The following is a 25,878-nucleotide window of genomic DNA, read 5'->3' as shown; positions in this document are numbered from 1 at the left end:
CCGGGAAACGGAAGAGCGGAATGACGGGCGCCGTCGCGTGCTGGGCGGCAGGGCGGGGAAGGGCGTGCGGGGGCCTGCGGCGGTCGATGCTCATTGGCCGGCCTCGCCTGCGGTGGTGTGGCGGCTGCGGTTGATGTCCGGGATGTAGATGCGCTGCTGGGCGATCAGGTCGTCGGGGGCGCGGTCGTGCCAGGCCCAGTCGCCGTTGCGCGGGGCCTCCGCCGAGAAGCGCCGGGCCTCGTCGAGGGGCGAGCTCAGGCGGCAGGCATACAGCAGCGAGATGAAATGGCCGCGGATGTCCCGGTTGGGGTTGGTGATCTCGTGCAGGCCGATGGGGGTGCTTCCGGCGCTGACGCTTGCCCCCAGCTCGCCCGCGGCCACCGCGGCAATGCGGCTGGCAGCGCTTTCCTTGAAGCGGATGATGCCGCCCGGGATGTGCCAGCCGGGGCCGTAGAAGCGGTCGTGGCGCCAGGTCAGCAGGCTGCGGCCGTCCTCGTCCTGGATCAGCAGGTCCACGTTGATCATCGGGGTGAGGCTGCTGGCCAGCAGGAAGACCTCCTCGGGCAAGCCGCGGGTGGCGGAGCCGACCGCGTCGCGGATCGTGGCAATGGCCGCCTGCAGGGCCTCGGGGGAGACGCCGTTCATTGCTCAGCCTCTCCGGGGGGGACGGCGTGCAGGCCGTCGTCGCGCAGCACGGCCACCTGGAAGCGCGTGCCGTGGCGCTGCCCGATGATGCGGGCGACTTCGTCCGAATAGCTGGCGGCAAGCACGATCACCGCGTCCACCTCACCGGCAGCGAGCCGCTCGGGGGCGACGATGGGCAGGTGGCTGGCGGGGGTGAAGCGGCCCTGTTTGAAAGGGGCGGAGTCCAGTACGTAGCGGATGCGCGGGGCGATGCCGAGCAGGCTGATCAGGGCCAGGGCCTGGTGGCCGGCCCCCCAGATTGCCACGCGTCCCGCCTCGAAGCGCTCGAGGAAGGCGTCGAAGGAGGCCTTCACGGTGGCCTGGGCATCCTGCAGGGCGGACAGGTCGAGGGGCGCACGCTTGCGCACCGTGGCCGAGAGGACGTAGCCATGCCATTCCGAGCGGCATTCGAGGACCTCGAAGCCGTTGCCCTCCAGCAGATGGGTGAGGCTCTGCCGGGTGAAGTAGTAGAGGTGGTCGGGGATGAACTCGGCGAACAGCCGTGTCCGCAGGATCATGTCGAAATCCGGCACTTCCACCAGGCCGGTGGCGCCGGGCTTGAGCTTGGCGGCGATGCCCCGCAGGGTGAGGTGGGCGGCCGGAATGTGTTCGAGGAAGTTGAGGATCGCGAAGCCGTCGAAGGGGCCGTCGTCGAGGCGGGCCTGCGGGCCGTCGATGAAGCCCTGGCTGACCCGCAGCCCGGCCGCCTGGCAGGCATCCACCGCGGCGGCGGCGTGCTCGATGCCGCAGGCATCGGCGCCGGCCTCGCCCAGCAGGGCCAGGTATTCACCGTGGCCGCAGCCCACTTCCAGCACCTTGCGCCCGGTCAGGCCATGGTCACCGATCCAGCGCCCGAACTGGTCGAGGCGGAAAGCCCGCATCTCCGGCGAGATTCCGGCGGCACGGATCACCTCCCGCCAGTAGGGCACCGGGGCGATGGGCAACTGCACCAGGCCGCAGCCGCCGCACTGGCGCAGTTCCAGGTCTACCCCTGCATCGTCGGCCAGGCGTTCGGCGGTGGGCAGCCCCTGGGCGGCGGCCGGCATCTGCCGCTGGATCAGCAGCGGCTCCGGGAGCAGCGGGTGGGCGCAGATGCGGCAGTTGTCGGGCATGCGTGTGTTTCAGGCCGGGCGGGGGGCTTCAAGGGATGCAGGCAGTAGCGGCACCAGCATCTCGGCCTTGAGGGTCTCCAGGGGCAACAGGGGGCTCATGTCCTCCAGGGGCATCGAGACGATTGAGCCGTCGGCCCGCGGGATGGCGGCGCACTTGGGCTGCAGGCTCTCATCGGCCACCAGGCGCACGTCGATCAGGCAGGGGCGCGGCAGGGCCTGGGCGCGGGCCAGGGCGCCGGCCAGGTCGGCGCAGTCGTCGATGCGCAGGAAGGGCAGGCCGTAGGTGTCGGCGATCTTCTCCAGGTCAGGCATCTGCAGGCCGGAGGCCGGGCCGCTGCCCACGTAGCGTCCTTCGAAGTAGTTGCGCTGGGTGTTGCGGATGGACGCGTAGCCGCCGTTGTTCATGATGAACAGGCACACCGGCAGCTTGAGGCCGGCCAGGGTCGCCAGCTCCTGCAGGTTGAGCTGCAGGCTGCCGTCGGATTCCACCGCCAGCATCGGCTCGCGGTCATTGCCCAGGCAGGCGCCGATGGCGGCCGGCAGGCCATAGCCCATGGCGCCCAGACCCGAGGTGAGGAAGCTGCGCTGGCCGGCCTTGTTGCGGAAGCCGGCGTAGAAGAACTCCACCGCCAGGCCGGAGCTGCCGGTGGCGATCAGGGTGTTCTCAGGGGCGGCGTCGGACAGGGCCTCGACGAAGTGGGCGTGGCCGATGGGGCCCGCGGGTGGGAAGACGCGGCCCTCGTTCTGGGTGTAGCGGGCCTTCCAGCTGCTGCAGCGGGCCCGCCAGTCGGCGGTGTCGCCGGTTTCGGCGCCGTCGAGCAAGGCCTCGATGAAGGCGCCGGCATCCATCGCCAGGGGCTGGTCGATGGCCATCTCGAGCTTGTTGGCCAGTTCATTGGGGTCCACGTCCACCACCACCTTGCGGGCCGCCCGGGCGAAGCCCTTGGGGTTGTAGGCGGTGACGATCATGTCGAGGCGGGCGCCGATGGCGATCAGCAGGTCGCAGTTCTGCACCGCGAAGTTGGCGGCGCGGGCAGCCACCACGCCGGGGCGGCCTATGTTGAGCGGGTGGTCGTAGGGCAGCAGGTCGAGGGCGTTCCAGGTGAGCACGGCGGGCACCTGCAGGCGGTCCACCAGCTGACGGAAGGCCCCGGCGGCACCGGACAGGCGCACCCCGTGGCCGGCCAGGATCAGCGGGCGCCGGGCCTGGGCGAGCAGGGCGCGCACTGCGGCCAGGTCCGGGTTAGCAGCGGCAGCGGCAGCGGTAGCGGCGGCGGTCGGCGTCCAGCCGGGCAGGCTGTCCGGGTCTATGGGGGCGGCCTGCACGTCGAGGGGTACGTCGATCCACACAGGGCCGGGGCGGCCGCTCTTCATCAGGTGCAGGGCCTGCTCCAGGTGGAGGCGCACGCTCTGCGGGTCGTCCAGGGTGACGGCATACTTGGTGATCGAGTGCACCAGCGGCACGATGTCCACCTCCTGCACGCCGCCCTGGCGGATCGGCCGGCCGTTCAGGCGGTCGGGCCGCTTGGCCTGGCCGGAGAGGACCAGCATGGGCACCGAGTCGATCCAGGCGCCGGCCACCGGAGTGATGGCGTTGGTGGCGCCGGGGCCGGTGGTCACCATGGTCACCCCGAAGCCCGGATTGCCGGCGTTGCCGGTGCGCCCGGCCGCTTCGGCCGCTATGGCGCAGGCCTGCTCGTGGTGGCAGGGCACCGCGGCCAGGCGGGGTTCGCAGGCCACCGCGTCATTGAGGTACATGGCGCCGCCACCCGGCAGCATGAATACGTGCCGGATGCCTTCGTCGGCCAGGCGGCGCAGGATCCAGTCGGCTACGCGGATCGTCATCGGGGCTTACATCCAGTAGGTGAGCCAGGTCTTGCGGCTGGGGTTCTGCGCAATCGCCGGGTCGGTGTAGTAGGAGTCGTGCTTGTCGTGGGTCGAGGAGATCTCCTCGAACACCACGCCGTCGCGGGTCTTGAAGGTGTGCCTGACGCCGCGGGCCACGGTGATCACGTCACCGGCGCGGGCTTCGCGCTGCTCGCCGTCCAGCCACAGGGTGAGCACGCCGTGGAGCACCACAAAGGTCTCTTCCTTTTTCTGGTGGTACTGCTCCGGGTGGGTCTGGCCGGGCAGCATGACCAGCAGCTTCTTGCAGTATTCCCGGTTTACCACGGTGACCATGGTCAGGCCGAAGTCGTTGAAGCGCTCCAGCCCGTAGTGGTGGGAGATCTCCAGGTCGGACTTGCCCGGCACCACCACGTTGCCGGCCTTGAGCAGGCCTTTCACGGCGGTCACGATCTCCAGCACCTGGCCACGCAGCTGGGTTTCTTCCACCTGGGCATGGCGTACCGGCTGGCCGGCGGGGATGGCTTCGGTGGCCACGAAGCGGGCGTACTTGGACCACTCGTTGGCGGTGAGCTGGCCTTGCACCGGCGGGAAGGCGAATTCGATCATGTCATCCGACAGCGGAGTGCCAGCCGGGATGTCGCGGGTGCTGAACACGCCGCGGCGCAGGGACTGCAGGCTGGCCCGCTCGCCGGCGGAGGGCTGGTAGCGCTCGCCGCTGCCGCAGATGGCGCGGGCGCGGCGGCAGGCTTCGAGCCAGGCGCGGATCTGCTGCGGGTCGGCCGAGTAGGCGTTGGCGGCGTACTTGTCGGTGGGCAGCACCACGTGCTTCTCGAAGACGCTGGCGCCCTTGGCCAGGGCCAGGCCGACGGCCAGGGTGTTGTCGGGGGATTCGTGGGTGGAGTAGCCGATCCGCACGCCCGGGTAGCGGGCGCGCAGCAGCTCGATCTGGTTGACCTGCAGGGCGTCGTCGGGGGTCGGGTACTCGGCCACACAGTGCATCAGGGTGAAGTCCTTGCCCCGGTGCAGGAAGAAGCTGGTGACGTTGTCGATCTCGTCCAGGGTGGCGCCGGCAGTGGAGGCGATCACCGGCTTGTCGGCCCGGGCGATGCGCTCGAGCAGCGGCCAGTCGGTGAAGGAGCAACTGGCGATCTTGATGGTGTGGATGCCGTGGGCCTCGATGCGCGTCACCGAGTTCTCGTCGAAGGGCGTGCATACGGTGATGAAGCCCTGGGCGTCCATCTCGGCGACGAGGGCGCGGAAGGCCTCGTCGGACAGCCGGGTCTCCTCGAAGCGCTTGACGTACTTGATGTCGTCACGGCCCCGCACGGACGCATGGATGAAGGTGTCCAGGTCGCGGTACTGGAGCTTGAAGGCGAAGTCGAACTCGTCCTCGAAGCCGCGGCAGGCCTCGCGGATCGCCCGGATGGTGGCGATGCCGTGGGGCAGGTCGCCCATGTGGTTGTTGGCCATTTCATAGACCATCAGGGGCTTGGTGCTCATAGCTCGACTCCAATGAAGCTGCGGATGTGCGCGGCGGTGTAGTCCAGCTGGGCCTCGCTGAGCCCCGGCCACACGCCGATCCAGAAGGTGTCCCGCATGATGCGGTCGGCCACCGGCAGGTCGCCGACGACCCGGTAGTTGCGGCCGGCCATTGAGGGCTGGCGGGTCAGGTTGCCGGCAAACAGCAGGCGCGTGCCGATCTTGTGTTGGTCCAGGTATTCGAGGAGGTCCACCCGGTTCACCCCGGCCTCGGGGCGCAGGGTGATCGGGTAGCCGAACCAGGACGGATCGCTGCCCGGGGTGGCCTCGGGCAGCACCAGGAAGTCCCGGGCGTCGTCCAGGGCGGCGGTGAGATGGTCGAAATTGCGCTTGCGGGCGGCGATGAAGCCCTCCAGCCGGTCCAGCTGGGCCAGGCCGCAGGCGGCCTGCATGTCGGTGATCTTGAGGTTGTAGCCGATGTGGCTGTAGGTGTACTTGTGATCGTAGCCGGCCGGCAGGCTGCCCAGCTGCCAGCCGAAGCGCTTGCCGCAGGTGTTGTCGCAGCCGGGCTTGCACCAGCAGTCGCGGCCCCAGTCGCGGAAGGACTCGGCGATCTGGCGCAGCTGCGGGTCGCTGGTCAGCACCGCGCCGCCTTCGCCCATGGTGATGTGGTGGGCCGGATAGAAGGACAGGGTGGCGAGGTGGCCAAAGGTGCCGACCTTGCGGCCCTTCCAGGTGCTGCCGAGGGCGTCGCAGCAGTCCTCCACCAGCCACAGGCCGTGGGCTTCGGCAAAGGCGCAGACCGCGTCCAGGTCGAAGGGGTTGCCCAGGGTGTGGGCGATCATGATGGCCTTGGTGCGCGGCGACAGGGCAGCTTCCAGCATCGTCACATCGATGTTGTAGCCGGGCAGGCTGGCGTCCACGAAGACCGGTACTGCGCCATTCTGGATGATCGGGTTGACCGTGGTGGGAAAGCCGGCGGCCACAGTGATGACCTCGTCGCCCGGCCGGATCGCCCGCTCGCCGAGCTTGGGCGAGGTGAGGGTGGAGAAGGCCACCAGGTTGGCCGACGAGCCGGAATTGACGGTGAGGGCGAAGCGCGTGCCGACGAATGCGGCCAGGCGCAGCTCGAAGGCGTCGTTGAAGCGCCCGGTGGTGAGCCAGGCGTCCAGGGCTGCGTCGATCATGGCGTCCTTTTCCGGGTCGCCGACGACCTTGCCGGACGGTGGCACCGGGTCGATGCCCGGGCGCCAGGCGGGCGGCGTGGCGGGGGCGCGGGCCGGGCGCACGATGATTTCCAGCGCCTGGCCGGCCAGCTCGGGGTGGGCGGAGAGGTCCAGCTCGAGGCGGCCGTCAATGCCGGGGGTCAGGGTCTTGCGGATGAGGCTCATGGGGTACGGGTGAAATCCGAGATCTCTGCGAGGGTGTAGCCATGCATGTCGGCACCTTTGCGCCAGGCTTGATACCAGGCGAGGCTGCGGGCCACCGCTTCGTCGGCCGACCAGCGGGGTTGCCAGCCCAGCAGGCTGCGTGCCTTGCTGCAATCCAGGCGCAGGGTGTGGGCTTCGTGGACCTGGGGCGCGGCGGCCGCCTCCCAGCGGGCGTCGGGGCCCCAGCCTTCGGCGAGGCGCTGAACCACCCAGGCCACGCTGCGGGCGTCGCTGTTGTCGGGGCCGAAGTTCCAGCCCTCGGCGCAGGCCTCGCCACCCTCGGCCAGGCGCTCGGCCAGCAGCAGGTAGCCGGAGAGCGGCTCGAGCACGTGCTGCCAGGGGCGGATGGCGCCGGGGCTGCGCAGGGTGACCGGCTCGCCGGCGGCGAAGGCGGCCAGCACGTCGGGCACCAGCCGGCTGGCGGTCCAGTCGCCGCCGCCGATCACGTTGCCGGCGCGGGCGCTGGCCAGCGGGATGCCGGCGGGGCCGAGGAAGGAGCGTCGGTAGGACGAGACGATGAGCTCGGTGCAGCCCTTGCTGGCGGAGTAGGGGTCGTGGCCGCCCATCGGGTCGGTCTCCCGGTAGCCCCACAGCCATTCGCGGTTCTCGTAGCACTTGTCGCTGCTGACCACCACCACGGCCTTGATGCCGGCCACCTGGCGGCAGGCCTCCAGCAGGTGCGCGGTGCCCATCGCGTTGGTGGCGAAGGTGGCCACCGGCTCGGCATAGGACAGGGGCACCAGCGGCTGGGCGGCCAGGTGCAGCACGATCTCGGGCCGGGCGGCGGTGAGCGCGGCGGAGAGGGCGGCGTAATCGCGCACGTCGCCGAGCGTCGAGCGCATGCCGCGGGCTACCCCGGCCACCTCGAAGAGGGCCGGGTCGGTGGCCGGGGCCAGGGCGTAGCCATGCACCTCGGCGCCCATGGCCTGCAGCCACAGGCACAGCCAACTGCCCTTGAAGCCGGTGTGGCCGGTGACGAAAATCCGCCGGCCCTGCCAGAAGGCGGGGGTCACCAGGTTTTCCAAGGTGCTTCGCCGCTCTGCCAGAGTTCTTCGAGGAAGGTCTTGTCGCGCAGGGTGTCCATCGGGCGCCAGAAGCCGGTGTGCTCGTAGGCCGCCAGTTGCTTGCGGGCGATGAGCTTGCCCAGGGGGGCGCCCTCGAACACGCTGTGGTCGCCTTCGATGTAGTCCAGCACCTGGGGAGACAGCACGAAGAAGCCGCCGTTGATGAAGCCGCCGTCGCCCAGCGGCTTTTCGACGAAGGCGCTGACCGTGCTGTCGGCCTTGATCTTGAGGGCGCCGAAGCGGCCGGGGGGCTGCACCGCGGCGATCGTGGCGAGCTTGCCATGGGCCCGGTGGAAGGCGATCTCGGCGGTGATGTCGATGTCGGCGACGCCGTCGCCGTAGGTGTAGCAGAAGGCTTCCTCGTCCTGCACGTACTTGCGCACCCGGGCCAGGCGGCCGCCGGTCTGGGTGGAGTCGCCGGTATCGACCAGGGTGACCCGCCAGGGTTCGGCGTGGCGTTCGTGGATCTCCATGCGGTTGTTGGTCATGTCGAAGGTGACGTCCGACATGTGCAGGAAGTAGTTGGCGAAGTACTCCTTGATCACGTAGCCCATGTAGCCGCAGCAGATCACGAAGTCGTGGATGCCGTGGCTGGAGTACATCTTCATGATGTGCCACAGGATGGGTCGCCCACCAATGCCGATCATCGGCTTCGGACGGTTGACTGTTTCTTCGCTGATGCGGGTGCCCAGGCCACCCGCGAGTATCACGGCCTTCATCGCAACTCCAGGGGGTACGACTTCATTGGGGGATGGTGCCGATCTTATGCGTGGCGGCTCCGTGCCGTGCCGAGGAACAGCAGGGAGAAAGGGGGGCTATTCTGCGGCGCGGGCGGGGGCGGCTGCCGGAATCGGGGGCCGCCCGGCCCGTCCATGCTCAGTAGCTGGGCGGGGTGGCGCCGCAGGCGCGGTAGTCGGCGTCACTCATCACCGGCTTGATCTCGCAGGGAGTGGCCGGCGCTTCGTGCGGCGTGAAGCGGGTGAAGCGGGGGTCGCTGACGCGTGGCGTGGCGACCGGCGGGAGCGGGCGATATTCGGGCGGATCATAGGGGATCGCCGCTGCGCTGCCGCTGCTGAAACCCGCGTTCATGCCGCTCTCCTGGGCGCGCTGGCGACGCTGGGCGGCGAGCATGCGGCTGCGCAGGAGCGCTTCGGCCATGGTGGCGTCGCGGGTCGCCTGGTAGCTGGAGCGTGCCGGTGCCGCCTGCTGGAGTGGCTCGTGCACGATCAGTGGCGCCCGATAGCCCGGAGCCGGTGTTTCAGCGTGGGTGTCGACGTGGGGCGCAGTGTGGGGGGCGGTGTGAGTGCTGCCCGAGGGTAGGCTGCGGCTCATGCCCACGCTGCGGCCGCCGCCGAAGCGGCCGGCGTGGCTGGGGGCGGAGGCGGCGGCGAGGACCAGGCCCGCCGCGGTGCAGACGGCGGCGATCAGGGTCGGGCGGGAGGCACGTTCGAACATGACAAAGGGCTCCGGAGGCTGATGACGGGGTTGGCGGGGCGGCGTTTTGGGGGGCTGCCGGCGGGCGTGGTCAGGCTGCCAGCAGCAGGTCGGCCATGGCAGCCGGCGAAGTGGCCTGGCGCCAGTGGGCCGGCATCTCCGCAGCAGTGATGCTGCCATAGCCCCAGGTGGCGGCGACGAAGGGCAGGCCGTTGGCATCGGCGGATTCGCCGTCTTCGCTGCGGTCGCCGATGTAGATGGCGCTGTCGCCCGGGATGTCCTGGTCGGCCAGCAGGCGCTGGATCATCGCGGCCTTGTGGGGCAGGCGCGGCTCGAACAGGTCGAGGGCGTAGACGTGGTCGAAATGCCGGCTCCAGCCCAGGTGCTCGAGGATCAGGCGGGTCGGGTGGAGGCGTTTGTTGGTGGCGATGGACAGGCTCAGGCCGGCGCCGGCCAGGCGGGCGAGCATCTCGCCCACGCCGGCGTAGGCGGCGGTGGCCTTGTAGCCTTCGCTGTCGTAGCTGGCCTTGAAGCCATCGGCGAGGCGGTCGATGAGCGCCTGGTCGGTGCTGCCGGCCAGGAGCTGGAGGGTCTCGACCAGCGGCGGGCCGATCACGCTCTCGTCGATGCTGCGCACCGCCTGTGCGCCGTTGCGGGCGAAGCTGTCGCGGAAGCTGGCGAGAATGGCGGGCGCGGAGTCGATCAGGGTGCCGTCGAGGTCGAACAGGATGTGGCGGTAGCGGGACATGATGGTTGCTGGGGGAGGGCTGAAGGTCGGGCGATGCGCGCCATTATCGCCTGCTCGGGTATATTTGCGCGCCCCGACACCCTAACGTGATGCCATGGATTCCGCCGCGCTGAACACTCCCGATGACGCCCGCCGCTTTGGCGGCATTGCCCGCCTGTATGGCGATGCCGGGCGGGCCCGGCTGGCCGCGGCCCATGTGTGTGTGGTCGGGATCGGCGGGGTGGGTTCATGGGCGGTGGAGGCGCTGGCCCGCAGCGGGGTCGGTCGCCTGACCCTGATCGACCTCGATCACGTGGCCGAATCCAACATCAACCGCCAGATCCACGCCACCGAGGCGACCCTCGGTCAGGCCAAGGTGGAGGCCATGCGCGAGCGCATCGCCGGCTACAACCCTGCCTGCCAGGTGGCGGTGGTGGATGATTTCGTGACGGTGGACAACGCGGCGGTGCTGCTCGGCGGCGGCTTCGATTGCGTCATCGATGCGATTGACGCGGTGCGGGTCAAGGTGGCGATGATCGCCTTCTGCCGCGATGCCGGCGTGTCGGTGGTGACCTGCGGCGCGGCGGGCGGGCAGATTGATCCGACCCGGATCCTCGTGGACGATCTGTCCCGGACCATCCAGGACCCGCTGCTGGCCAAGGTGCGCGGGCAGTTGCGCAAGGGCCACGGCTTTCCGCGTGATCCGAAGCGCAAGTTCGGCGTGGAGGCGGTGTTTTCCACCGAGCCCCTGCGCTATCCGGCGCCGGATGCCGCCTGCGAGGTGCAGCCCGCGGGGCAGGCGAACAGCGGGCCGGCCGGGCTCAATTGCGCCGGTTTCGGCTCGGTGGTGACGGTGACCGCTTGCGTCGGCATGTTCGCCGCGGCGCGGGTCCTCAACGCGCTGGCGGCGGCTCGATGAACAGGGCGGGGTCCACCGCCGCGCCGTTCAGGTAAACGCTCCAGTGCAGGTGCGGCCCGGTGGCCCGGCCGCTGCTGCCGGACTGGCCGAGCAGCGCACCCCGGCGTACCACCTGACCCACTTCCACCTGGGCCTTGTCCAGGTGGCAGACCATGCTGACGAAGCCTTGCCCGTGGTCCACGAACACTGTCCTGCCATTGAAGTAGAAGTCCTCGACCAGGCTGACCACCCCGTCGGCCGGCGCCCGCACCGGGGTCCCGGCAGGCACCGCCACGTCGAGGCCGGTATGGGGCGCGCGGGGTTCGCCGTTGAAGATCCGGCGCAGCCCGAAGCGGCTCGACAGGCGGCCGCTGGCGGGCAGGTCCAGGTCCACCCGCGGCACCTCCACGTTGCGGTGTCGGCTGCGCACGGAGATCTGCAGCTCCCGCTCGAGCTCGATGCGGGCGAGGTCGTCCGGGTCGGGGGTGACCATTTTCGGATTCTTGATGGTCAGGCGCTGTTCGGGGTAGCTGCGTGGCGTGACCGGAAAGGCCAGGGGGCGCCGCTCCGGGCCGACTTCGAGGAACTGCTCACCGGGCGGCGTGTCCAGAGGCAGCCCCACCAGGGCATGCCAGCCATCGGCTTGCCTGAGCAGCAGGACCGGCTTGCCGGCAAAGCGGGCTTCGGGCCGTTCCGGGCCGGCGGGCGCCACCCGCACGCTGGCGACCCCACCGGGTACCGAAGCGGGACGCAAGTCGGCCAGAGCGGGAAAAGCGGCCAGGCTGGCGAGTATGACGAAGGCAAAAAGGCGCCTTGCAGGGACTATTTCACACATGTTTACGCGAATTCGGAATTGAAGCCGAATTGGAGCATAAGTCCGCGCCCCAGCGGATTAACATCTTGCAACATCGGGCACGGAGCCGCGCAAGCCTGTTTTTTCGAGGCTCGTTGTTGCTCATCGCCATCGAGCGGATCAGGAGGAATACATGTCGAAGGAAGCCATCATCTTGTTTGCCCACGGGGCGCGGGATCCGGAGTGGGCCAAGCCCGCGCAGCGGGTTGCTGCTGCGTTGCGGAGTCTGCGGCCGGAGGCCCTGGTCGAACTCGCCTTCCTCGAGCTCATGGAGCCGGCACTCGCCGATGCGGTGGAGTCGGCGGCGGCCTCGGGGGCGACGGGCATCCGCGTGGTGCCCCTGTTCCTGGCCCAGGGGGGGCATCTCAAGCGGGATGTCCCGGCGCTCATCGACGCCGTGCGGACACGCCACCCCGCCTGCACCATCGAGCTGGCGGTGGCGGTGGGGGAGGACGAGGGCGTCGTGCAGGCCATGGCGGCTTTTGCCGCCGGAGCCTGAGTCTCCCATGAACGATCTGCAGATCGGCCAGGGGCGTGCGCTCGCCGGGCGGAGCATCTGGTGGGTGGGGGCGGATGCGGCGGCCAGCGCGGACCCGCGCCGCGAGCTGGCTGCAGGCGGGCTTGCCTGCACGGCGCTGACGGAGGGGGAGGCGCTGGCCAGCCTCCAGGCCGGCCGGCTCGGGGTCGAGGGGGTGGTGGTGGATGCGTCTGTCCTGCCCCGTTGTGCCGGGCTGCTGCGGGCGCTGCGGGCCACCGGCGTGCCGCTGGTCCTGCTGCTGGACGTGGAGGATCTGTCCGTGCTGGCCGAAGGCGTGGGGCTGGGCGTGGCGGGGGTGGTCAAGCCTGCGTCGGCGCAGGCGCTGCGGGCGGCCCTGCGGCTGCCCGGCGGTGAGGCGGTGACGCCGGAGGGCGCCACCTTCCCCTTCCGGACCCTCGGTGAAGTGGCCAGCCTGTCGCTGCTGGTCGCCGGTTTGAGTCCCGACCCGGCGGCGGTCCAGATCGCCCTGTCCGAACTCATGGTCAACGCGGTGGAGCACGGCAACCTCGGCCTGGGCTTCAACCGCAAGCGCGAGCTGATGGCCGCGGGAGAGTGGCGCAACGAGGTCGAGCGCCTGTTGCTGCTGCCAGCGAATGCCGAGCGTTTTGCGTGGCTGCGGGTCGAGTGCCGCCCGCGGGAACTGCGCTTCCTGATCCGCGACCTGGGTGCGGGCTTCGATCCTGCGCCCTACCTGGATCTGAATGCCGAACGCTCGGTCGAGCCCTATGGGCGCGGCATTGCCATCGCGCGCATGCTGGCTTTCCCGGAGCTTGTCTTCCTGGATGGCGGCCGCTGCGTGGAGGGTGTGGCGAAACGCTGAAGCCGCGCCTGCGCAGCCGGGCCACGCAGGCATTCTTGACGGAACTTAATATTAGAGTATTCTTATATTATGTTTCCTTACCACTCCGTCCTCCGCACGGCCATTGCCGGCTGCGCCCTCCTGACCCTGCCGGGCCTGGCTCCGGCCGGTGATCTTCCAACCCTCCAGTTGCGCCTCCAGGCCCTTGCCCGCAGCTACGCTGCGGAAGGGACCATCGAGGCCCTGCGCCAGGCGGTCGTTGCGGCCCAGGTGCAGGGGCGGGTGCTCGAAGCCCGGGTGGACGCCGGCGCCCATGTGCGCCAGGGCGATGTGCTGCTGCGCATCGACACCCGCGAAGCCGACCAGGCGGTGGCGGCTGCGGCAGCCCAGGTGTCTGCAGCCCAGGCCCGCCTGGTCGATGCCCGGGCCGGCCTCGAGCGCAGCCGCAGCCTGAAGGCGCGCAGCTTCATCAGCGCCAGTGCGCTCGACCAGGCCCAGGCCGCTTTCGATGCGGCCCAGGCACAGCATCGGGCCGCCGAAGCCGGGCGTGCCCAGGCGGAGGCTGGCCGCAGCTTTGCAACGGTGACGGCGCCGCTGACCGGCGTGGTGGCCCAGCGCCTGATCGAGCCGGGCGAAATGGCCCTGCCCGGCAAGCCGCTGATGATCATCCATGAGCCGGGCGGCCTGCGGGCTGTGGTCGACCTGCCGCAGGCCCGGCTGGCCGATCTGTCCCGCCCGGGCGTGAAGGCCCGTATCGAGTTTCCGGAGAGCGGCCGCTGGCTGGAGTCGGCGTCGATCCAGGTGTTGCCGGCCGCCGATCCGCGCACCCACACCGCGCGGATCCGGGTGAACCTGCCCGCCGAGGCGCCGGGTGTGGTGCCGGGGATGGCCGCCCGGGTGCATTTCAGCCTGCCCGGCGAGGCGCCCGTCCTGACCGTTCCCGCGGCGGCGATCCTGCGCCGCGGGGAGCTGAGCGGCGTGTACGTGGCCGACGGCAAGGGAGCTTTCGTGCTGCGCCAGGTGCGCCTCGGCAGTACCCAGGCCGATGGTTCGGTCGAGATCCTGGCCGGTCTGGCGGGGGGCGAGGAGCTTGCCCTCGACCCGGTCCGTGCCGGCCTGCTGCGTCGGAAGCCTTGAACCATGGGTATTTCCGGCCGTATCGCCGCGCTGTTCCAGCGCAACGCCCTGACCCCGCTGCTGGCCCTGGTGCTGCTGCTCCTGGGGGTCTTCGCCACCTTCATCACCCCGAAGGAAGAGGAGCCGCAGATCGATGTGACCATGGCCGACGTGCTGGTCGCCTTCCCGGGGGCTTCGGCCAAGGATGTGGAAGCCCTGGTGGCGCGTCCGGCCGAGCAGGTGCTGTCGCGCATTACCGGCATGGACCACGTGTATTCGGTGTCGCGACCGGGCATGGCGGTGATCACCGTGCAGTTCAAGGTCGGTGTCCGCAACCAGGACGCGGTGCTGCGCCTGTACGACACCGTGCACAGCCACCGGGACTGGATCTCGCCCGAGCTGGGGGTGGCCGAGCCGCTGATCAAGCCCCGTGGGATCGACGACGTGCCGGTGGTGGCGCTGACCTTATGGACCCGCGACGAGAACCGCTCGGCCTTTGAGTTGCAGCAGGTCGGGCGGGCCGTGGAGCTGGAACTGAAGCGCGTGCCCGGTACCCGTGACGTGAGCACCCTGGGTGGTCCGGGCCATGTGCTGCGGGTGTTGATGGACGCCTCGCGCATGAACGCCTTCGGCATCACGCCGCAGGATCTCAAGGGGGCGCTGCTGCTGGCCAATGCGTCCCAGCCCGGCGGCAGTCTGGTGGCGGGCAACCGCGAGGTGCTGGTGCAGACCGGCACCTACATCGCCAGCGCCGACGATGTGCGGCAGCTGGTGGTCGGGGTGTCTGCCGGCAAGCCGGTGCGCGTCAGTGATGTGGCGACCGTGGTGGATGGGCCGGACCTGCCGTCCCGCTTCGTCTGGCACGGCCTGGGGGCCGCCGCGGAGGCCGGTGTGGCCCAGGCCGGCGAGGGGCCGGGAAGCCGCTTTCCGGCGGTGACCCTGCAGGTGTCCAAGAAACCCGGGGAGAACGCCGCCGACGTGGCCGGCGGGGTGATCCGCCGCCTGCAGCAGCTCAAGGGCAGCGTCGTGCCCGATGGTGTGGAGGTCACGGTGACGCGCAACTATGGCGCCACTGCCACCGAGAAGGCCGACAAGCTGATCGGCAAGCTGGCCTTCGCCACCTCGGCCGTGGTGCTGCTGGTGCTGCTGGCTCTGGGGCGACGGGAGGCGGTGATCGTCGGCGCCGCGGTGACCCTGACGCTCGCGGCGACTCTCTTCGCCTCCTGGGCCTGGGGTTTCACCCTCAACCGGGTGAGCCTGTTTGCGCTGATCTTCTCCATCGGCATCCTGGTGGATGACGCCATCGTGGTGGTCGAGAACATCCACCGCTGGCAGCATCTGGAGCCTGGCCAGCCCTTGTGGAAGCTGATCCCGAAGGCGGTGGACGAGGTCGGCGGGCCGACCATCCTGGCCACCTTCACGGTGATCGCCGCCTTGCTGCCGATGGCCTTCGTCAGCGGCCTGATGGGGCCCTACATGGCGCCGATCCCGATCAATGCCTCGATGGGCATGGCGATCTCGTTGCTGGTGGCCTTCATCGTCACCCCCTGGTTGGCCGGAAGGCTGCTGAAGCCGATGGCGCACGCGGCAGGGGAACACCGGCCCGATCGCCTGACCCAGGCGCTGGAGCGGCTGTTCCAGCGCGTCATGTCGCCCTTTCTGGCGCCCGCCACGGGCCGCCGGGCGCGGGCCAAGCTATGGTTCGGCGTGGTGCTGGCGATCGGGCTGTCGGTGTCCCTGGCGGTGGTCCAGCTGGTGGTGCTGAAGATGCTGCCCTTCGACAACAAGAGCGAGTTCCAGGTGGTGCTCGACATGCCGGTGGGCACGCCGGTGGAACAGACCGCCGAAGTGCTGCGCGAGATGGGCGAGCGGCTGGCCCGGGTCGAGGAAGTGACCGACTTCCAGACCTACGCCGGCACCGCCGCGCCGATCAACTTCAACGGCCTGGTGCGCCAGTATTACCTGCGTGCCCAGCCGGAGATGGGGGACATCCAGGTCAACCTGGTGGACAAGCACCACCGCCAGCGCAAGAGCCACGAGATAGCGGTGTCGCTGCGGGCCGACCTGGAAGCGATCGCCCGCCGCCATGGCGGCAATGCCAAGCTCGTCGAGGTGCCGCCGGGGCCGCCGGTGCTGTCGCCGATCGTCGCCGAGGTGTATGGCCCGGACTACGCCGGACAGGTGGCGGTGGCCGCCAAGGTCCGCGCGGCCTTCGAGGCGACGCCGGACATCGTCGGGGTGGATGACACGGTGGACGAGGAGGCGCCCAAGCTGGTGCTGCGGGTCAATCAGGCCAAGGCGGCGCAGCTGGGGGTGGCCCAGGCCGACATCGTCGAGGTGGTGCGCCTCGGCCTGGGCGGCGAGAACGTGACGCCGCTGCATGGCGGCGACAACAAGTACGAGATCCCGGTGCGCCTGAGCCTGCCGCCGGAGCGCCTGGGCAGTATCGACAGCCTGCTGCAGATGAAGGTGCGGGCCCGCGCGGCGGAGGCCGGCGGTGCGCTGGTGCCGGTGTCCGAGCTGGTGCAGGTGCAGTCGGCCCGCCGCGAGCAGGTGATCTATCACAAGGATCTGCTGCCGGTGGTCTATGTGACCGGCGACATGGGGGGGCGGCTGGATTCGCCCCTCTACGGCATGTTCGACATCCGCAGCCGGATCAAGGATCTGCCCCTGGTGGGCGAGCGCCTGGCCGGCGTGCTGGGCGAGTGGTTCATCCATCAGCCGGACGACCCCTACGCCGGCTACGCGGTGAAATGGGACGGCGAGTGGAAGATCACCTACGAGACCTTCCGTGACATGGGGGCTGCCTACGCGGTGGGCCTGGTGTTGATCTACCTGCTGGTGGTGGCCCAGTTCCGCAGCTACGTGGTACCGCTGGTGATCATGGCCCCGATCCCGCTCACCGTGATCGGGGTGATGCCGGGCCACGCCCTGCTGGGCAGCCAGTTCACCGCGACCAGCATGATCGGCATGATCGCCCTGGCGGGCATCATCGTGCGCAACTCCATCCTGTTGGTGGACTTCATCGACCAGCAGGTGGCGGCCGGTGTTGACCGGGCCCGCGCCACCCTGCATGCCGCCGCGGTGCGCGCCAAGCCCATCGGCCTGACCGGGCTGGCGGCGATGATCGGGGCCTTCTTCATCCTGGATGATCCTATCTTCAACGGCCTGGCGATCAGCCTGATCTTCGGCGTGCTGGTGTCCACGCTGCTGACCCTGGTGGTGATTCCAGTCCTTTACTTCGCCGTGGCGCAGGGGCGCCCGGCACCCACGCAGGAGGAGGTGTCATGACCGTCAACCAGTTCGTCCGGGTGTTCGCCGGATCGTTTGTCCTGATCTCCCTGGCCCTTGGCGTGGAGGGGAGTCCGCTTTTCGTCAGCGCCAAGTTCTTGTGGTTCACCGCCTTTGTCGGGGCCAACCTGCTGCAGAGCGGTTTCACCCGTTTCTGTCCGCTGGAGATCGTGCTGCGCCGGTGTGGCGTAAAGGATGGGGCGGCCTGCCGCTGAGTCGTCCGTCGCCTCATTTTGGGTAGTGAAGGGCGGGCGGCAACTCAAGCTTGCCGGGGCGGGGCCGTACACCACGCGTGATGAGCCCACCCCCCTTTTTGTCCATCTTCAGGCTGCCTGGTGGCCGTATCCGTTCGGGCCGCCTGCCCGGCGGGCGGGGGCACTGGTTCGTCGCGGCCCTGCTGCTGGGGGGTGTGCTGACCGGCCTGGGCTGGCAGACCCTGCACAGCCATGAGCTGGAGATCGAGCAGGCCCGCAACGAGGCCGTGGCGGATCGCCTTGAGCATCAACTCGAGGAACGGCTCGGCAAGGTCGATTTCATCCTGCGTGGCGTGGCCGGCCTGTTCGATGCCCAGCACCTGGTCGAGCGGCGCGAGTTCGAGGGCTATGTGGCCGGCCTGCGCCCGACCGAGGCCTTGCCCGAGGTAGTCGGCATCGGCCTGGCCCGGCGCGTGGAGGTGGAGCGGGTGGCGGCCGTGGAGGCGGTGCTGACCGCCAGCTATGGGCGTGACATCCGGATCCAGCCCGTGCCCGACCCGGCGCGTGGCCCCTACACTTTTCCCCTGACCTATTTCTGGCCCCTGACGCCGAAGACCGAAGCGGCCATCGGCTATGACAGTTTCGCCGAGCCCCTGCGGCGTGCCGCCATGGAGTCGGCGATCCGCAGCAAGGGGATCGCCATGAGCCCGCCTTTGTCCCTGGTGGTCCTGGGGGGGGCGTCGCGGGTGAACGGGGTGGTGGTGTACCGGGTTGCGCGGCCGGTGGATGAGCTGGCGCCGAGCCTCGGGCCCGAGGGGATCGTCATGCTGGGCCTGAACGCGATCGCCTTGTTCGACGGCTTGCTCGAGTCATCGGCGTCGGGGGTCGGGCTGGTGGTCGAGGACGTCACGGCGGCGGGGGCCGTGAAGTTGTACCCGGCAAAGGACTCTCCCGGGATAGGGGCTGCGACGATTGAGCGTGAGGTCCGCTTTGGTGAGCGCACCTGGCGGGTCCGTGTAACGGTTCCCGGCGCAGACGGCGACTTTGCTTCGTCGACCCTGCTGGCCTTTGGCGGAGCCCTGACCAGCGTGCTGTTGGCCTTCCTGCTGGCGGCACTGGCCGGGCAGCAGAAGCGGGCGGTGGCCATCGCCGAACAGATGACCGGTGAGCTGCGCGACAGCGAGAAGCGCTTCGAGCTGGCGGTGTCCGCCACCGATGAAGGGATCTGGGAATGGCAGGCGGGCCACGCCACGTTGTTCCTGTCGCTGCGCTGCGACCGCCTGTTCGGCTATCCGGCAGGCGGGCTGCCCCGCACGGTGCGCGGTGTCCTGCGGTCCATGACGCCGCCGGCCCGGCGGACCTTCCTGCGTGCCTTCCGTCTGCACGTCAAGGACCGGGCCCTGCTCGAATGTGTCATCCCCATCCGGCGTATCGATGGCAGCTCGGGCTGGTTCCACCTGGCCGGCAAGACCGAGTTCGATGCCCGCGGCAGGCCGCTGCGCACGGCCGGGGCGGTGTCGGACGTGACCGAGCTGCGCCGCGCCCAGCAGGCGGTGGTGGATTCCCATGCCAAGCTCGATGCGCTGTACCGGCATGCCTCGCTGGGCATGGCGCTGGTGGACGGGCAGGGGCGCTTCCGGCAGGCCAACGCCGCCTTCTGCCGCATCACCGGCTATGCCGAGGATGAGCTGTGCCGCCCCGGCTGCCTCTTGCCCCCACCGCCGGAGCATCCGGACGGCTTCATCCAGGCCGACGGGGATGCCTGTCTGGTGGCTCCGATGCAGGCCTACGAGACCGAGATGGTGCACAAGAACGGCCACCGGGTGCCGGTCCTGGTCACCACCACGCGGGTCGGCAGCCGCGATGCGGGGCGCTGGGTGATCGTCGAGGACGTGACCGTGCGCCGGCAGGAGCAGCAGGCCATCCGCGAAGCCCATGCGACCAATGAGTCGCTGATCGAGGCGATCCCCGACATGTTGTTCCAGCTCGACGATGGGATGCGCATCGTCCGCTATCACGCGCCCAGTGGCGACGCCCTGTCGATGCCGCCGGAGTCCTTCCTGGGGCATCGCCTGGAAGACGCTCTGTCGCCCGACATGGCCCGGCGCTTTGCCCAGGCCGCGGTGCAGGCGTCGCGCACCGGCACGCTGCAGCGGATCGAGTATGCGTCGCGGCGGGGCGGCAAGGGGCGCCACTTTGAGGCCCGCTTCCGGGCCATCCGCACCGGCGGCAGCCTGGCGGTGATCCGCGATGTGACCGATCTCAAGCTGGCCGAGCTGGCCTTGCGGGAGAGCGAGGCCCGCTGGCAGTTCGCCCTGGACGGGGCCGGTGACGGCGTGTGGGACTGGAACCTGGCGACCGGCCGGGTGTTCCGTTCCCTGCGCTGGACGGCGATGCTGGGTTACGCCGCCGAAGAGATCGGCGATGATCTGGGCGCCTGGTCGGAGCGCGTGCATCCGGACGACCTGGCGGCGGCGCTGGAGGCGCAGGATGCGCACCTCAGGGGCGAGACCCCGGTGTTCACGCAGGAGCTGCGGATGCGCTGCAAGGACGGCCGCTACAAGTGGGTCCTGATCCGGGGCCTGGTGGTGGAGCGCGCGCCGGATGGCCGGGCCCTGCGCATGATCGGTACCCATACCGACATCGACGATGCCAAGGCCCGGGAAAGCCAGATCCTGGACCATAATCAGAACCTTGCGTCACTGGTGGCCGCCCGGACTCACGATCTCCAGCTTGCCAAGGAGGCGGCGGAGGCGGCCAACGAGGCCAAGTCGGTGTTCCTGGCCAACATGTCGCACGAGCTGAGGACGCCGATGCATGGGGTGCTGAGCTACGCGCGGCTCGGTGAAACGCGGGTCACCCAGGTCGGTCACGAGAAGTTGCGCGGCTACTTCCATCGCATCCGGGTCAGCGGCGAGCGGCTGCTCGTGTTGCTCAACGATCTGCTCGACCTGTCCAAGTTCGAGGCGGGCCGCATGACGCTGTCGCTGGCCCCGGCCGATCTCGAGCAGATCATCCGGGATGGGCTGAACGATTTTGCCGCGCTCTTCCAGTCGCGGCGGCAGATGGTGCAGGTGGAGCTTGCAGGGCCCCTGCCCGAGGTGATGGTCGATTCGGCGAAGATGGGGCAGGTGATACGCAACCTGCTGTCCAATGCGGGCAAGTTCACGCCGGAGGGGCGCGCCATCCGGGTGCGCCTGGCCATGGCCAGCCTCGACGGGGCGCCCGCGGTGGAGATCCTTGTGTCAGACGAGGGGATTGGCATCCCCCTGGCGGAACTCGACGTGGTGTTCGACAAATTCGTGCAAAGTAGCCGGACGCGCACCGGAGCCGGTGGCACGGGCCTCGGGCTGGCGATCTGCCAGGAGATCGTGGTGGCCCATGGCGGCCGGATCAGTGCTTGCAACAATGCAGTTGGCGGGGCGGACTTCTCGGTCGTCCTGCCCCTTGGAACAGAGTCCCTGCCCCGTTCGGGCAGCGTGGCGGAGAAGGAAGAATAGATGAGCAGGGCACGCATACTGGTGGTCGACGATGAACCCTTCAACCTGGATATCGTCGCGGAGTATCTGGATGAGATGGATTTCGACCTGGTCATGGTCGAATCCGGCGATGCGGCCTGGGAGGCGCTGGGTGACCGGGAGCGGGAGTTCGACCTGGTCCTGCTGGATCGCATGATGCCGGGCATGGACGGCATCATGCTGCTGCGCAAGATCAAGGCCGACGAGCGCCTGAGCAGCATCCCGGTGATCATGCAGACTGCCGCGACTTCACCGGAGCAGGTGCGCGAAGGGCTGGCAGCGGGAGCTTTCTATTACCTGACCAAGCCTTTCGAGGGCGAGGCGCTGCAGACCATCATCCGCTCGGCGCTGGACGACATGCGGGTGCGCCGGGAGTTGCGGGCCAGCCTCAACGACCACGCCAAGGCGATGAACTGCATGACCGAAGGGGCCTTCAGCATCCGCACCCTGGACGAAGCGCGCAATCTGGCGTCCTTCGTCGCCTTGCTGGGGCCCCAGCCGGAAACGCTGGCCATGGGGCTCTGCGAACTGCTGGTGAATGGCGTCGAGCACGGCAACCTGGGAATCGATTTTGCCGAGAAGAGCCGCCTGCGCGAGGAGGACCGCTGGGAGGATGAGGTGGCGCACCGCCTGTCCCTGGCGGAGAACCGGAACAAATCAGTCAGGTTGAAGGTTTGGGGGGATGATTCCCGCTGGGTGTTCGAGATCCGTGATGATGGTCCGGGTTTCGACTGGCGCCGCTTCCTGGACTTCGATCCCGAACGGGCCTTTGCGCCAAACGGGCGGGGGATCGCCCTGTCGCGGCAGCTGTCCTTCACCAGCCTGACCTATCTGCCTCCGGGCAACCAGGTCGTGGTGACCGTGCCCAAGTCGGACAAGCCCGCCTAAGCCGCCCGGGATGGCCCTTTCCGCTATCCCGTCCGATGGATTGCCGCAGGCCGGGCCTGGATGCCCGCCTGCCGAGAAGCAGAGAGCAGTGGATGTCTGAAAATACATTGAGAGTCCTTGTGGCCGACGATATCGCCTCAAACCGGACGATCGTGGGCGCCTTCCTGGGCCACCTCAACTGCCAGCCCCTGTATGCCGCCGACGGCGTGGATGCCGTGGAGATCTTCCGCCAGGAGTCCCCCGACATCGTGCTGATGGACCTGATGATGCCGCGCATGGATGGCTTCGAGGCGATCAAGCAGATCCGGGCGCTGTCGGAGGATCGCTGGGTGCCCATCATCATCCTGTCGGCGCTGAGCGGCGAGGGTGACATTGTCCACGGCCTCGAGATCGGGGCCGACGACTACCTGGCCAAGCCCCTGTCCTTCCCGGTCTTCTCGGCCCGCTTCAAGGCCTTGCGCCGCCTGCTCGACATGCAGCGCCGCCTGTCCGGCTCGCTCGAACAGGTGCGGGCCGTGGCCAACGGCGTGATCGACGGCATCATCTCGGCGGACGACCAGGGCATGATCCTGTCGGTCAACCGGGCTGCCAGCCACATCTTCGGCTACGGCGCCCCCGAGATGATCGGCAGGCCTTTCTCGATGCTTTTGCCGCCGGATGCCTCCGAAGGCGGCAGCAGCTACCTGCAGCGCCACGTGATGGGCGGCGAGAAGCGGGTGGTCGGGCAGATCCGGGAAATGACCGGCCGCCGCAAGGATGGCACGATCTTCCCGATGGAGATCGGCGTGTCCGACCTGCAGCTGCCCAACCGGCGCATGTTCATCGGCATCGTGCGCGATGTGTCGGAAGCCCGTCGCATCCAGCGCCAGCTGGCCGAGGACGCGGCCCGGCTGCAGCGCTACCACGATGAGTCCGAGCGCGAGCAGGAGCTTGCCATGAAGATCATGGAGCGGCAGATCCGCTCCGACTGGCTGCATGACAAGGCCGTGCAATATGCCGTGATGCCGGCCCGCAACTTCTCGGGCGACGTGGTGGCGGTGGCCCGCTCCAACGATGGCGCCCTCTATGCGATGCTGGCCGACGCCACCGGCCACGGGCTTGCCGCCGCGGTCAGCGTGCTGCCGGCCCTGGGTGCCTTCTACCGCGGCGCCGCCCGCAACCTGCCCCTGGCAGGGCTGGTGACGGAGCTCAACGACCTGCTCTGCGGCCTGCTGCCTCCCGGGCATTTCGTGGCCTCCGCGCTGGTGCGCCTGGAAGCGTCCCGTCCGTCCGGCGAGATCTGGGTCGGCGGCGTGCCGGATGTGCTGCAGGTGAGCGAGGATGGGCAGGTGCGGCAGCGCTTCCCGTCCCGCCAGCTGCCCCTCGGCATCCTGCCCTCGGCAGAGGCGGCGGTGGTCTGTGAAGCCTTCACCTGGGATGGCCCGGGGCAGATCGTGCTGTGCTCCGATGGCCTGACCGAGGCCGAGAACCAGGCCGGCGAGCCTTTCGGCCACGAGGGGTTGGTGCGTGCGCTGGCCGGAGGCGGGCGAGCCAGCCACCTGGGCCTTCTGCGCCAGGCCCTGACCCGCCACCTGGCGGGGCAACCGGCGGGGGACGACGTCTCGGTGCTCCTCCTCGACTGCGCGGATCCTGCCATGTTGCGGGGCTGAGCCCTGCCAGCCCTCCTGCGCCAGGCACGCGGCGCAGGACGCCAAGGAAAGATGGCGTGCTTCCTGCTACACCGAAAGTATTGTCTTTACGGTGGTCTCCGCCATGCTGCGAGTACTGGTTGTCGATTCTTCCCGCGAACGTGCCGCCGATGTCTGCGCGGCCCTCGCCCTGGCAGGTCATCAGGTGGTGGCGGCGCTTTCGAGTGCGCTCGATTTGTCCGATCAGGTGCTCGCTACCAAGCCTGATGTGATCTTCATCCAGGCCGATTCACCGAGCCGGGACACCCTGGAACACCTCGCCACCATGAATCGGGACTGTCCGCGACCGGTGCTGTTGTTCTCCCAGGACACCGACTCCGAGATGATCCGGCGTGCCGTGAAGGCCGGCGTGTCGTCCTATGTGGTTGATTCCGTTACGCCCGAGCGCCTGGATTCGCTGGTCGAGGTGGCCATCGCCCAGTTCGAGGAGTTCCAGCACCTGCGTGCCGAGCTGGACGACGCCAATCGCAAGCTGTCTGAGCGGATCCTGGTGGACCGGGCCAAGGGGCTGCTCATGAAGGCCCGTGGGCTGGACGAGGACGCGGCCTATCACGCCCTGCGCAAGCTGGCCATGGAGCGGGGCCGCAAGCTGGCTGAGGTGGCGCGCGACGTGATCGACATGGCCAGTCTTCTACTCTGAAAGAGATATCCGGCCTTGCCGGGGTGCATCTTGTGGGGCGGCAGCCGGAAAACCGGCTTCCGCCCTTTTTCTTTCTGTTTCAGCTGCTTGTGCTGATGAGGAAGCCTGTTCTTATCGGGATGACGCCAAAGCGGTGCATGCTGCACTGCCGCAGTGCATGAGTGTGAGAGGTTTTATTTACCTCTAAAGGGGTAAGTTGTTTTGTTTTTTGAGTATATTCATATTAATCAACATCTTATTTTTTCTGGCACAGCGCTCGCTTAGTACTCCTCGAAGTCGGTCCAACGGCGGCCCGGCTTGATCAGGCGATCAGACTTGGACAAGGGCGTCCATTCCTCAGCGAATCATTCGCGGAGGAGTGAGACGCCCTCTTTTTTTTGTATTTTCGGATCAGGGGCGAGCAATGAGCGAGCGTTTCGACGACAAGAATCTTTCCCGCCGCGGCTTTCTCAAGGCTGGGGCAACCCTTGGAGGTATGGCTGCAATGGGCACGATGCTCCCCTCTGCCGGCGCGTGGGCTGCCGGTTCGGATAAACCGGAGCTGGAAGAAGTCAGGATCGGCTTCATCCCGCTGACCGACTGTTCCTCGGTGGTCATGGCTTCGGTCATGGGTTTCGACAAGAAGTACGGCATCAAGATCACCCCCAGCAAGGAAGCCTCCTGGGCCGGTGTGCGGGACAAGCTGGCCAACGGCGAGCTGCACGCGGCGCATGTGTTGTACGGCCTGGTATATGGCCTGCACCTGGGTATCGGCGGTCCCAAGAAGGACATGGCCGTGCTGATGACCCTCAACAACAACGGCCAGGCCATCACCCTGTCGAACGCGCTCAAGGACAAGGGCGCGGTGGATGGCGCCTCCCTGTCGAAGCTGGTGGCGAAGAAGGAGAAGGAATACACCTTCGCCCAGACCTTCCCCACCGGCACCCACGCCATGTGGCTCTACTACTGGCTGGCGGCCCACGACATCGACCCCTTCAAGGACGTCAAGAACATCGTCGTGCCGCCTCCGCAGATGGTCGCCAACATGCGGGTCGGCAACATGGACGGCTACTGCGTGGGTGAGCCCTGGAACCAGCGTGCCATCGTGGACAAGATCGGTTTCACCGCGATGACCACCCAGGATATCTGGACCGACCACCCCGAGAAGGTGCTGGGCGCCACCGCCGAATTCGCGGCCAAGTACCCGAACACCGCCCGCGCCATGATCTGCGCGATCCTCGAAGCATCCAAGTGGATCGACGCCAGCGCCGCCAACCGCTCCAAGACCGCCGAGACGGTGGCCGCCAAGAGCTATGTGAACACCGACGTGGATGTGATCCGCAGCCGCATGATCGGCCAGTACGAAAATGGACTGGGCAAGAGTTGGTCGGACAAGAACTACATGAAGTTCTACAACGACGGCCTGGTGAACTTCCCCTACCTGTCCGACGGCATGTGGTTCCTGACCCAGCATCGCCGCTGGGGCCTGCTCAAGCAGGACGTGGACTACCTGGCCGTGGCCAAGGCCATCAACAAGACCGAGCTGTACAAGCAGGCCGCCTCCATCGTCGGCACGCCGGTGCCCAAGTCCGACTTCCGCAGCTCGAAGTTCTTCGACGGTGTCGTGTGGGACGGCAAGGACCCGAAGAAGTACGCCGCCTCCTTCAAGATCAAGGCCGCCTGATCCGGCGGGGGCGG

General features: G+C 68.6%; 21 protein-coding genes. 11 read left to right on the top strand and 10 right to left on the bottom strand.

Going from position 1 to position 25,878, the window contains the following annotated elements:
• Window positions 1-90 precede the first annotated feature (90 nt).
• The 9 genes from HHL15_RS04455 to HHL15_RS04415 all read right to left on the bottom strand — a co-directional run bounded on the left by HHL15_RS04455 (window position 91) and on the right by HHL15_RS04415 (window position 9,799).
• Window positions 91-645: an NUDIX domain-containing protein gene (locus tag HHL15_RS04455; protein ID WP_169144614.1), complete on the bottom strand. Its 555-nt coding sequence runs from the start codon at window positions 643-645 to the stop codon at window positions 91-93.
• Complete coding sequence (locus HHL15_RS04450; RefSeq protein WP_169144613.1) at window positions 642-1,796, bottom strand: class I SAM-dependent methyltransferase; 1,155 nt, start codon at window positions 1,794-1,796, stop codon at window positions 642-644. Before HHL15_RS04450 ends, HHL15_RS04455 begins: the two co-directional genes overlap by 4 nt.
• A gap of 9 nt (window positions 1,797-1,805) precedes the next feature.
• Entirely contained in the window at window positions 1,806-3,641 is a 1,836-nt protein-coding gene (locus HHL15_RS04445) for a thiamine pyrophosphate-binding protein (protein ID WP_169144612.1), read from the bottom strand.
• 6 nt (window positions 3,642-3,647) lie between these two features.
• Complete coding sequence (locus HHL15_RS04440) at window positions 3,648-5,144, bottom strand: N-acetylneuraminate synthase family protein (RefSeq protein ID WP_169144611.1); 1,497 nt, start codon at window positions 5,142-5,144, stop codon at window positions 3,648-3,650.
• On the bottom strand, window positions 5,141-6,514 hold the full coding sequence (rfbH, locus tag HHL15_RS04435; protein WP_169144610.1) for a lipopolysaccharide biosynthesis protein RfbH: 1,374 nt from the start codon (window positions 6,512-6,514) through the stop codon (window positions 5,141-5,143). The genes HHL15_RS04440 and rfbH overlap by 4 nt, the downstream gene beginning before the upstream one ends.
• Window positions 6,511-7,566 carry a CDP-glucose 4,6-dehydratase gene (gene rfbG, locus HHL15_RS04430; protein WP_328824987.1) on the bottom strand — a complete coding sequence of 352 codons (1,056 nt, stop codon included), beginning with the start codon at window positions 7,564-7,566 and terminating at the stop codon, window positions 6,511-6,513. Before rfbG ends, rfbH begins: the two co-directional genes overlap by 4 nt.
• Entirely contained in the window at window positions 7,563-8,336 is a 774-nt protein-coding gene (gene rfbF / locus HHL15_RS04425) for a glucose-1-phosphate cytidylyltransferase (RefSeq protein WP_169144608.1), read from the bottom strand. Before rfbF ends, rfbG begins: the two co-directional genes overlap by 4 nt.
• A 157-nt stretch (window positions 8,337-8,493) precedes the next feature.
• The gene (locus tag HHL15_RS04420; protein WP_169144607.1) at window positions 8,494-9,072 is read right to left on the bottom strand and encodes a hypothetical protein; all 579 of its coding nucleotides are present in this window, start codon (window positions 9,070-9,072) and stop codon (window positions 8,494-8,496) included.
• Between the two features lie 70 nt (window positions 9,073-9,142).
• On the bottom strand, window positions 9,143-9,799 hold the full coding sequence (locus HHL15_RS04415) for an HAD family hydrolase (protein WP_169144606.1): 657 nt from the start codon (window positions 9,797-9,799) through the stop codon (window positions 9,143-9,145).
• A gap of 94 nt (window positions 9,800-9,893) precedes the next feature.
• On the opposite strand from HHL15_RS04415, the gene HHL15_RS04410 reads away from it, so the two are divergent.
• Window positions 9,894-10,697, top strand: a complete 804-nt coding sequence (locus tag HHL15_RS04410; RefSeq protein ID WP_169144605.1) for a tRNA threonylcarbamoyladenosine dehydratase — start codon at window positions 9,894-9,896, stop codon at window positions 10,695-10,697.
• Here the strand turns inward: HHL15_RS04410 and HHL15_RS04405 are convergent.
• Window positions 10,672-11,511: a peptidoglycan DD-metalloendopeptidase family protein gene (locus HHL15_RS04405; RefSeq protein WP_169144604.1), complete on the bottom strand. Its 840-nt coding sequence runs from the start codon at window positions 11,509-11,511 to the stop codon at window positions 10,672-10,674. The two genes, HHL15_RS04410 and HHL15_RS04405, sit on opposite strands and share 26 nt — an antisense overlap.
• A gap of 151 nt (window positions 11,512-11,662) precedes the next feature.
• Between HHL15_RS04405 and HHL15_RS04400 the strand changes: the two genes are divergently transcribed.
• The 10 genes from HHL15_RS04400 to HHL15_RS04355 all read left to right on the top strand — a co-directional run bounded on the left by HHL15_RS04400 (window position 11,663) and on the right by HHL15_RS04355 (window position 25,864).
• Window positions 11,663-12,028: a sirohydrochlorin chelatase gene (locus HHL15_RS04400; RefSeq protein ID WP_169144603.1), complete on the top strand. Its 366-nt coding sequence runs from the start codon at window positions 11,663-11,665 to the stop codon at window positions 12,026-12,028.
• A gap of 7 nt (window positions 12,029-12,035) precedes the next feature.
• Window positions 12,036-12,887 carry an ATP-binding protein gene (locus HHL15_RS04395; RefSeq protein ID WP_169144602.1) on the top strand — a complete coding sequence of 284 codons (852 nt, stop codon included), beginning with the start codon at window positions 12,036-12,038 and terminating at the stop codon, window positions 12,885-12,887.
• A 69-nt stretch (window positions 12,888-12,956) separates the two neighbouring features.
• On the top strand, window positions 12,957-14,003 hold the full coding sequence (locus HHL15_RS04390) for an efflux RND transporter periplasmic adaptor subunit (RefSeq protein ID WP_169144601.1): 1,047 nt from the start codon (window positions 12,957-12,959) through the stop codon (window positions 14,001-14,003).
• Between the two features lie 3 nt (window positions 14,004-14,006).
• On the top strand, window positions 14,007-17,273 hold the full coding sequence (locus tag HHL15_RS04385) for an efflux RND transporter permease subunit (protein ID WP_169144600.1): 3,267 nt from the start codon (window positions 14,007-14,009) through the stop codon (window positions 17,271-17,273).
• Entirely contained in the window at window positions 17,270-17,488 is a 219-nt protein-coding gene (locus HHL15_RS04380; protein WP_169144599.1) for a YgaP family membrane protein, read from the top strand. Before HHL15_RS04385 ends, HHL15_RS04380 begins: the two co-directional genes overlap by 4 nt.
• A gap of 80 nt (window positions 17,489-17,568) precedes the next feature.
• Window positions 17,569-20,967 carry a PAS domain S-box protein gene (locus HHL15_RS04375; RefSeq protein ID WP_169144598.1) on the top strand — a complete coding sequence of 1,133 codons (3,399 nt, stop codon included), beginning with the start codon at window positions 17,569-17,571 and terminating at the stop codon, window positions 20,965-20,967.
• On the top strand, window positions 20,968-21,873 hold the full coding sequence (locus HHL15_RS04370) for an ATP-binding response regulator (protein ID WP_169144597.1): 906 nt from the start codon (window positions 20,968-20,970) through the stop codon (window positions 21,871-21,873).
• A gap of 92 nt (window positions 21,874-21,965) precedes the next feature.
• Entirely contained in the window at window positions 21,966-23,522 is a 1,557-nt protein-coding gene (locus tag HHL15_RS04365; RefSeq protein WP_169144596.1) for a SpoIIE family protein phosphatase, read from the top strand.
• Between the two features lie 103 nt (window positions 23,523-23,625).
• Window positions 23,626-24,201 carry an ANTAR domain-containing response regulator gene (locus HHL15_RS04360; RefSeq protein ID WP_169144595.1) on the top strand — a complete coding sequence of 192 codons (576 nt, stop codon included), beginning with the start codon at window positions 23,626-23,628 and terminating at the stop codon, window positions 24,199-24,201.
• Window positions 24,202-24,604: 403 nt separating this feature from the next.
• Entirely contained in the window at window positions 24,605-25,864 is a 1,260-nt protein-coding gene (locus tag HHL15_RS04355; protein WP_169144594.1) for a CmpA/NrtA family ABC transporter substrate-binding protein, read from the top strand.
• Window positions 25,865-25,878 lie beyond the last annotated feature (14 nt).

Origin of the sequence: Zoogloea dura (genome assembly GCF_012927165.1) — a bacterium.
GTDB lineage: Bacteria > Pseudomonadota > Gammaproteobacteria > Burkholderiales > Rhodocyclaceae > Zoogloea > Zoogloea dura.
This window is presented reverse-complemented; position numbering and strand designations above follow the sequence as displayed.

Bases quoted from the DNA above. Each gene is read 5' to 3' on its own strand.
- rfbF (WP_169144608.1), bottom strand. From the start codon at position 8,336: ATGAAGGCCGTGATACTCGCGGGTGGCCTGGGCACCCGCATCAGCGAA.
- HHL15_RS04455 (WP_169144614.1), bottom strand. From the start codon at position 645: ATGAACGGCGTCTCCCCCGAGGCCCTGCAGGCGGCCATTGCCACGATC.
- HHL15_RS04420 (WP_169144607.1), bottom strand. From the start codon at position 9,072: ATGTTCGAACGTGCCTCCCGCCCGACCCTGATCGCCGCCGTCTGCACC.
- HHL15_RS04445 (WP_169144612.1), bottom strand. From the start codon at position 3,641: ATGACGATCCGCGTAGCCGACTGGATCCTGCGCCGCCTGGCCGACGAA.
- HHL15_RS04405 (WP_169144604.1), bottom strand. From the start codon at position 11,511: ATGTGTGAAATAGTCCCTGCAAGGCGCCTTTTTGCCTTCGTCATACTC.
- HHL15_RS04355 (WP_169144594.1), top strand. From the start codon at position 24,605: ATGAGCGAGCGTTTCGACGACAAGAATCTTTCCCGCCGCGGCTTTCTC.
- HHL15_RS04360 (WP_169144595.1), top strand. From the start codon at position 23,626: ATGCTGCGAGTACTGGTTGTCGATTCTTCCCGCGAACGTGCCGCCGAT.
- HHL15_RS04395 (WP_169144602.1), top strand. From the start codon at position 12,036: ATGAACGATCTGCAGATCGGCCAGGGGCGTGCGCTCGCCGGGCGGAGC.
- HHL15_RS04400 (WP_169144603.1), top strand. From the start codon at position 11,663: ATGTCGAAGGAAGCCATCATCTTGTTTGCCCACGGGGCGCGGGATCCG.
- HHL15_RS04375 (WP_169144598.1), top strand. From the start codon at position 17,569: ATGAGCCCACCCCCCTTTTTGTCCATCTTCAGGCTGCCTGGTGGCCGT.
- HHL15_RS04450 (WP_169144613.1), bottom strand. From the start codon at position 1,796: ATGCCCGACAACTGCCGCATCTGCGCCCACCCGCTGCTCCCGGAGCCG.
- rfbH (WP_169144610.1), bottom strand. From the start codon at position 6,514: ATGAGCCTCATCCGCAAGACCCTGACCCCCGGCATTGACGGCCGCCTC.
- HHL15_RS04440 (WP_169144611.1), bottom strand. From the start codon at position 5,144: ATGAGCACCAAGCCCCTGATGGTCTATGAAATGGCCAACAACCACATG.
- HHL15_RS04415 (WP_169144606.1), bottom strand. From the start codon at position 9,799: ATGTCCCGCTACCGCCACATCCTGTTCGACCTCGACGGCACCCTGATC.
- HHL15_RS04390 (WP_169144601.1), top strand. From the start codon at position 12,957: ATGTTTCCTTACCACTCCGTCCTCCGCACGGCCATTGCCGGCTGCGCC.
- HHL15_RS04380 (WP_169144599.1), top strand. From the start codon at position 17,270: ATGACCGTCAACCAGTTCGTCCGGGTGTTCGCCGGATCGTTTGTCCTG.
- HHL15_RS04410 (WP_169144605.1), top strand. From the start codon at position 9,894: ATGGATTCCGCCGCGCTGAACACTCCCGATGACGCCCGCCGCTTTGGC.
- HHL15_RS04385 (WP_169144600.1), top strand. From the start codon at position 14,007: ATGGGTATTTCCGGCCGTATCGCCGCGCTGTTCCAGCGCAACGCCCTG.
- HHL15_RS04370 (WP_169144597.1), top strand. From the start codon at position 20,968: ATGAGCAGGGCACGCATACTGGTGGTCGACGATGAACCCTTCAACCTG.
- HHL15_RS04365 (WP_169144596.1), top strand. From the start codon at position 21,966: ATGTCTGAAAATACATTGAGAGTCCTTGTGGCCGACGATATCGCCTCA.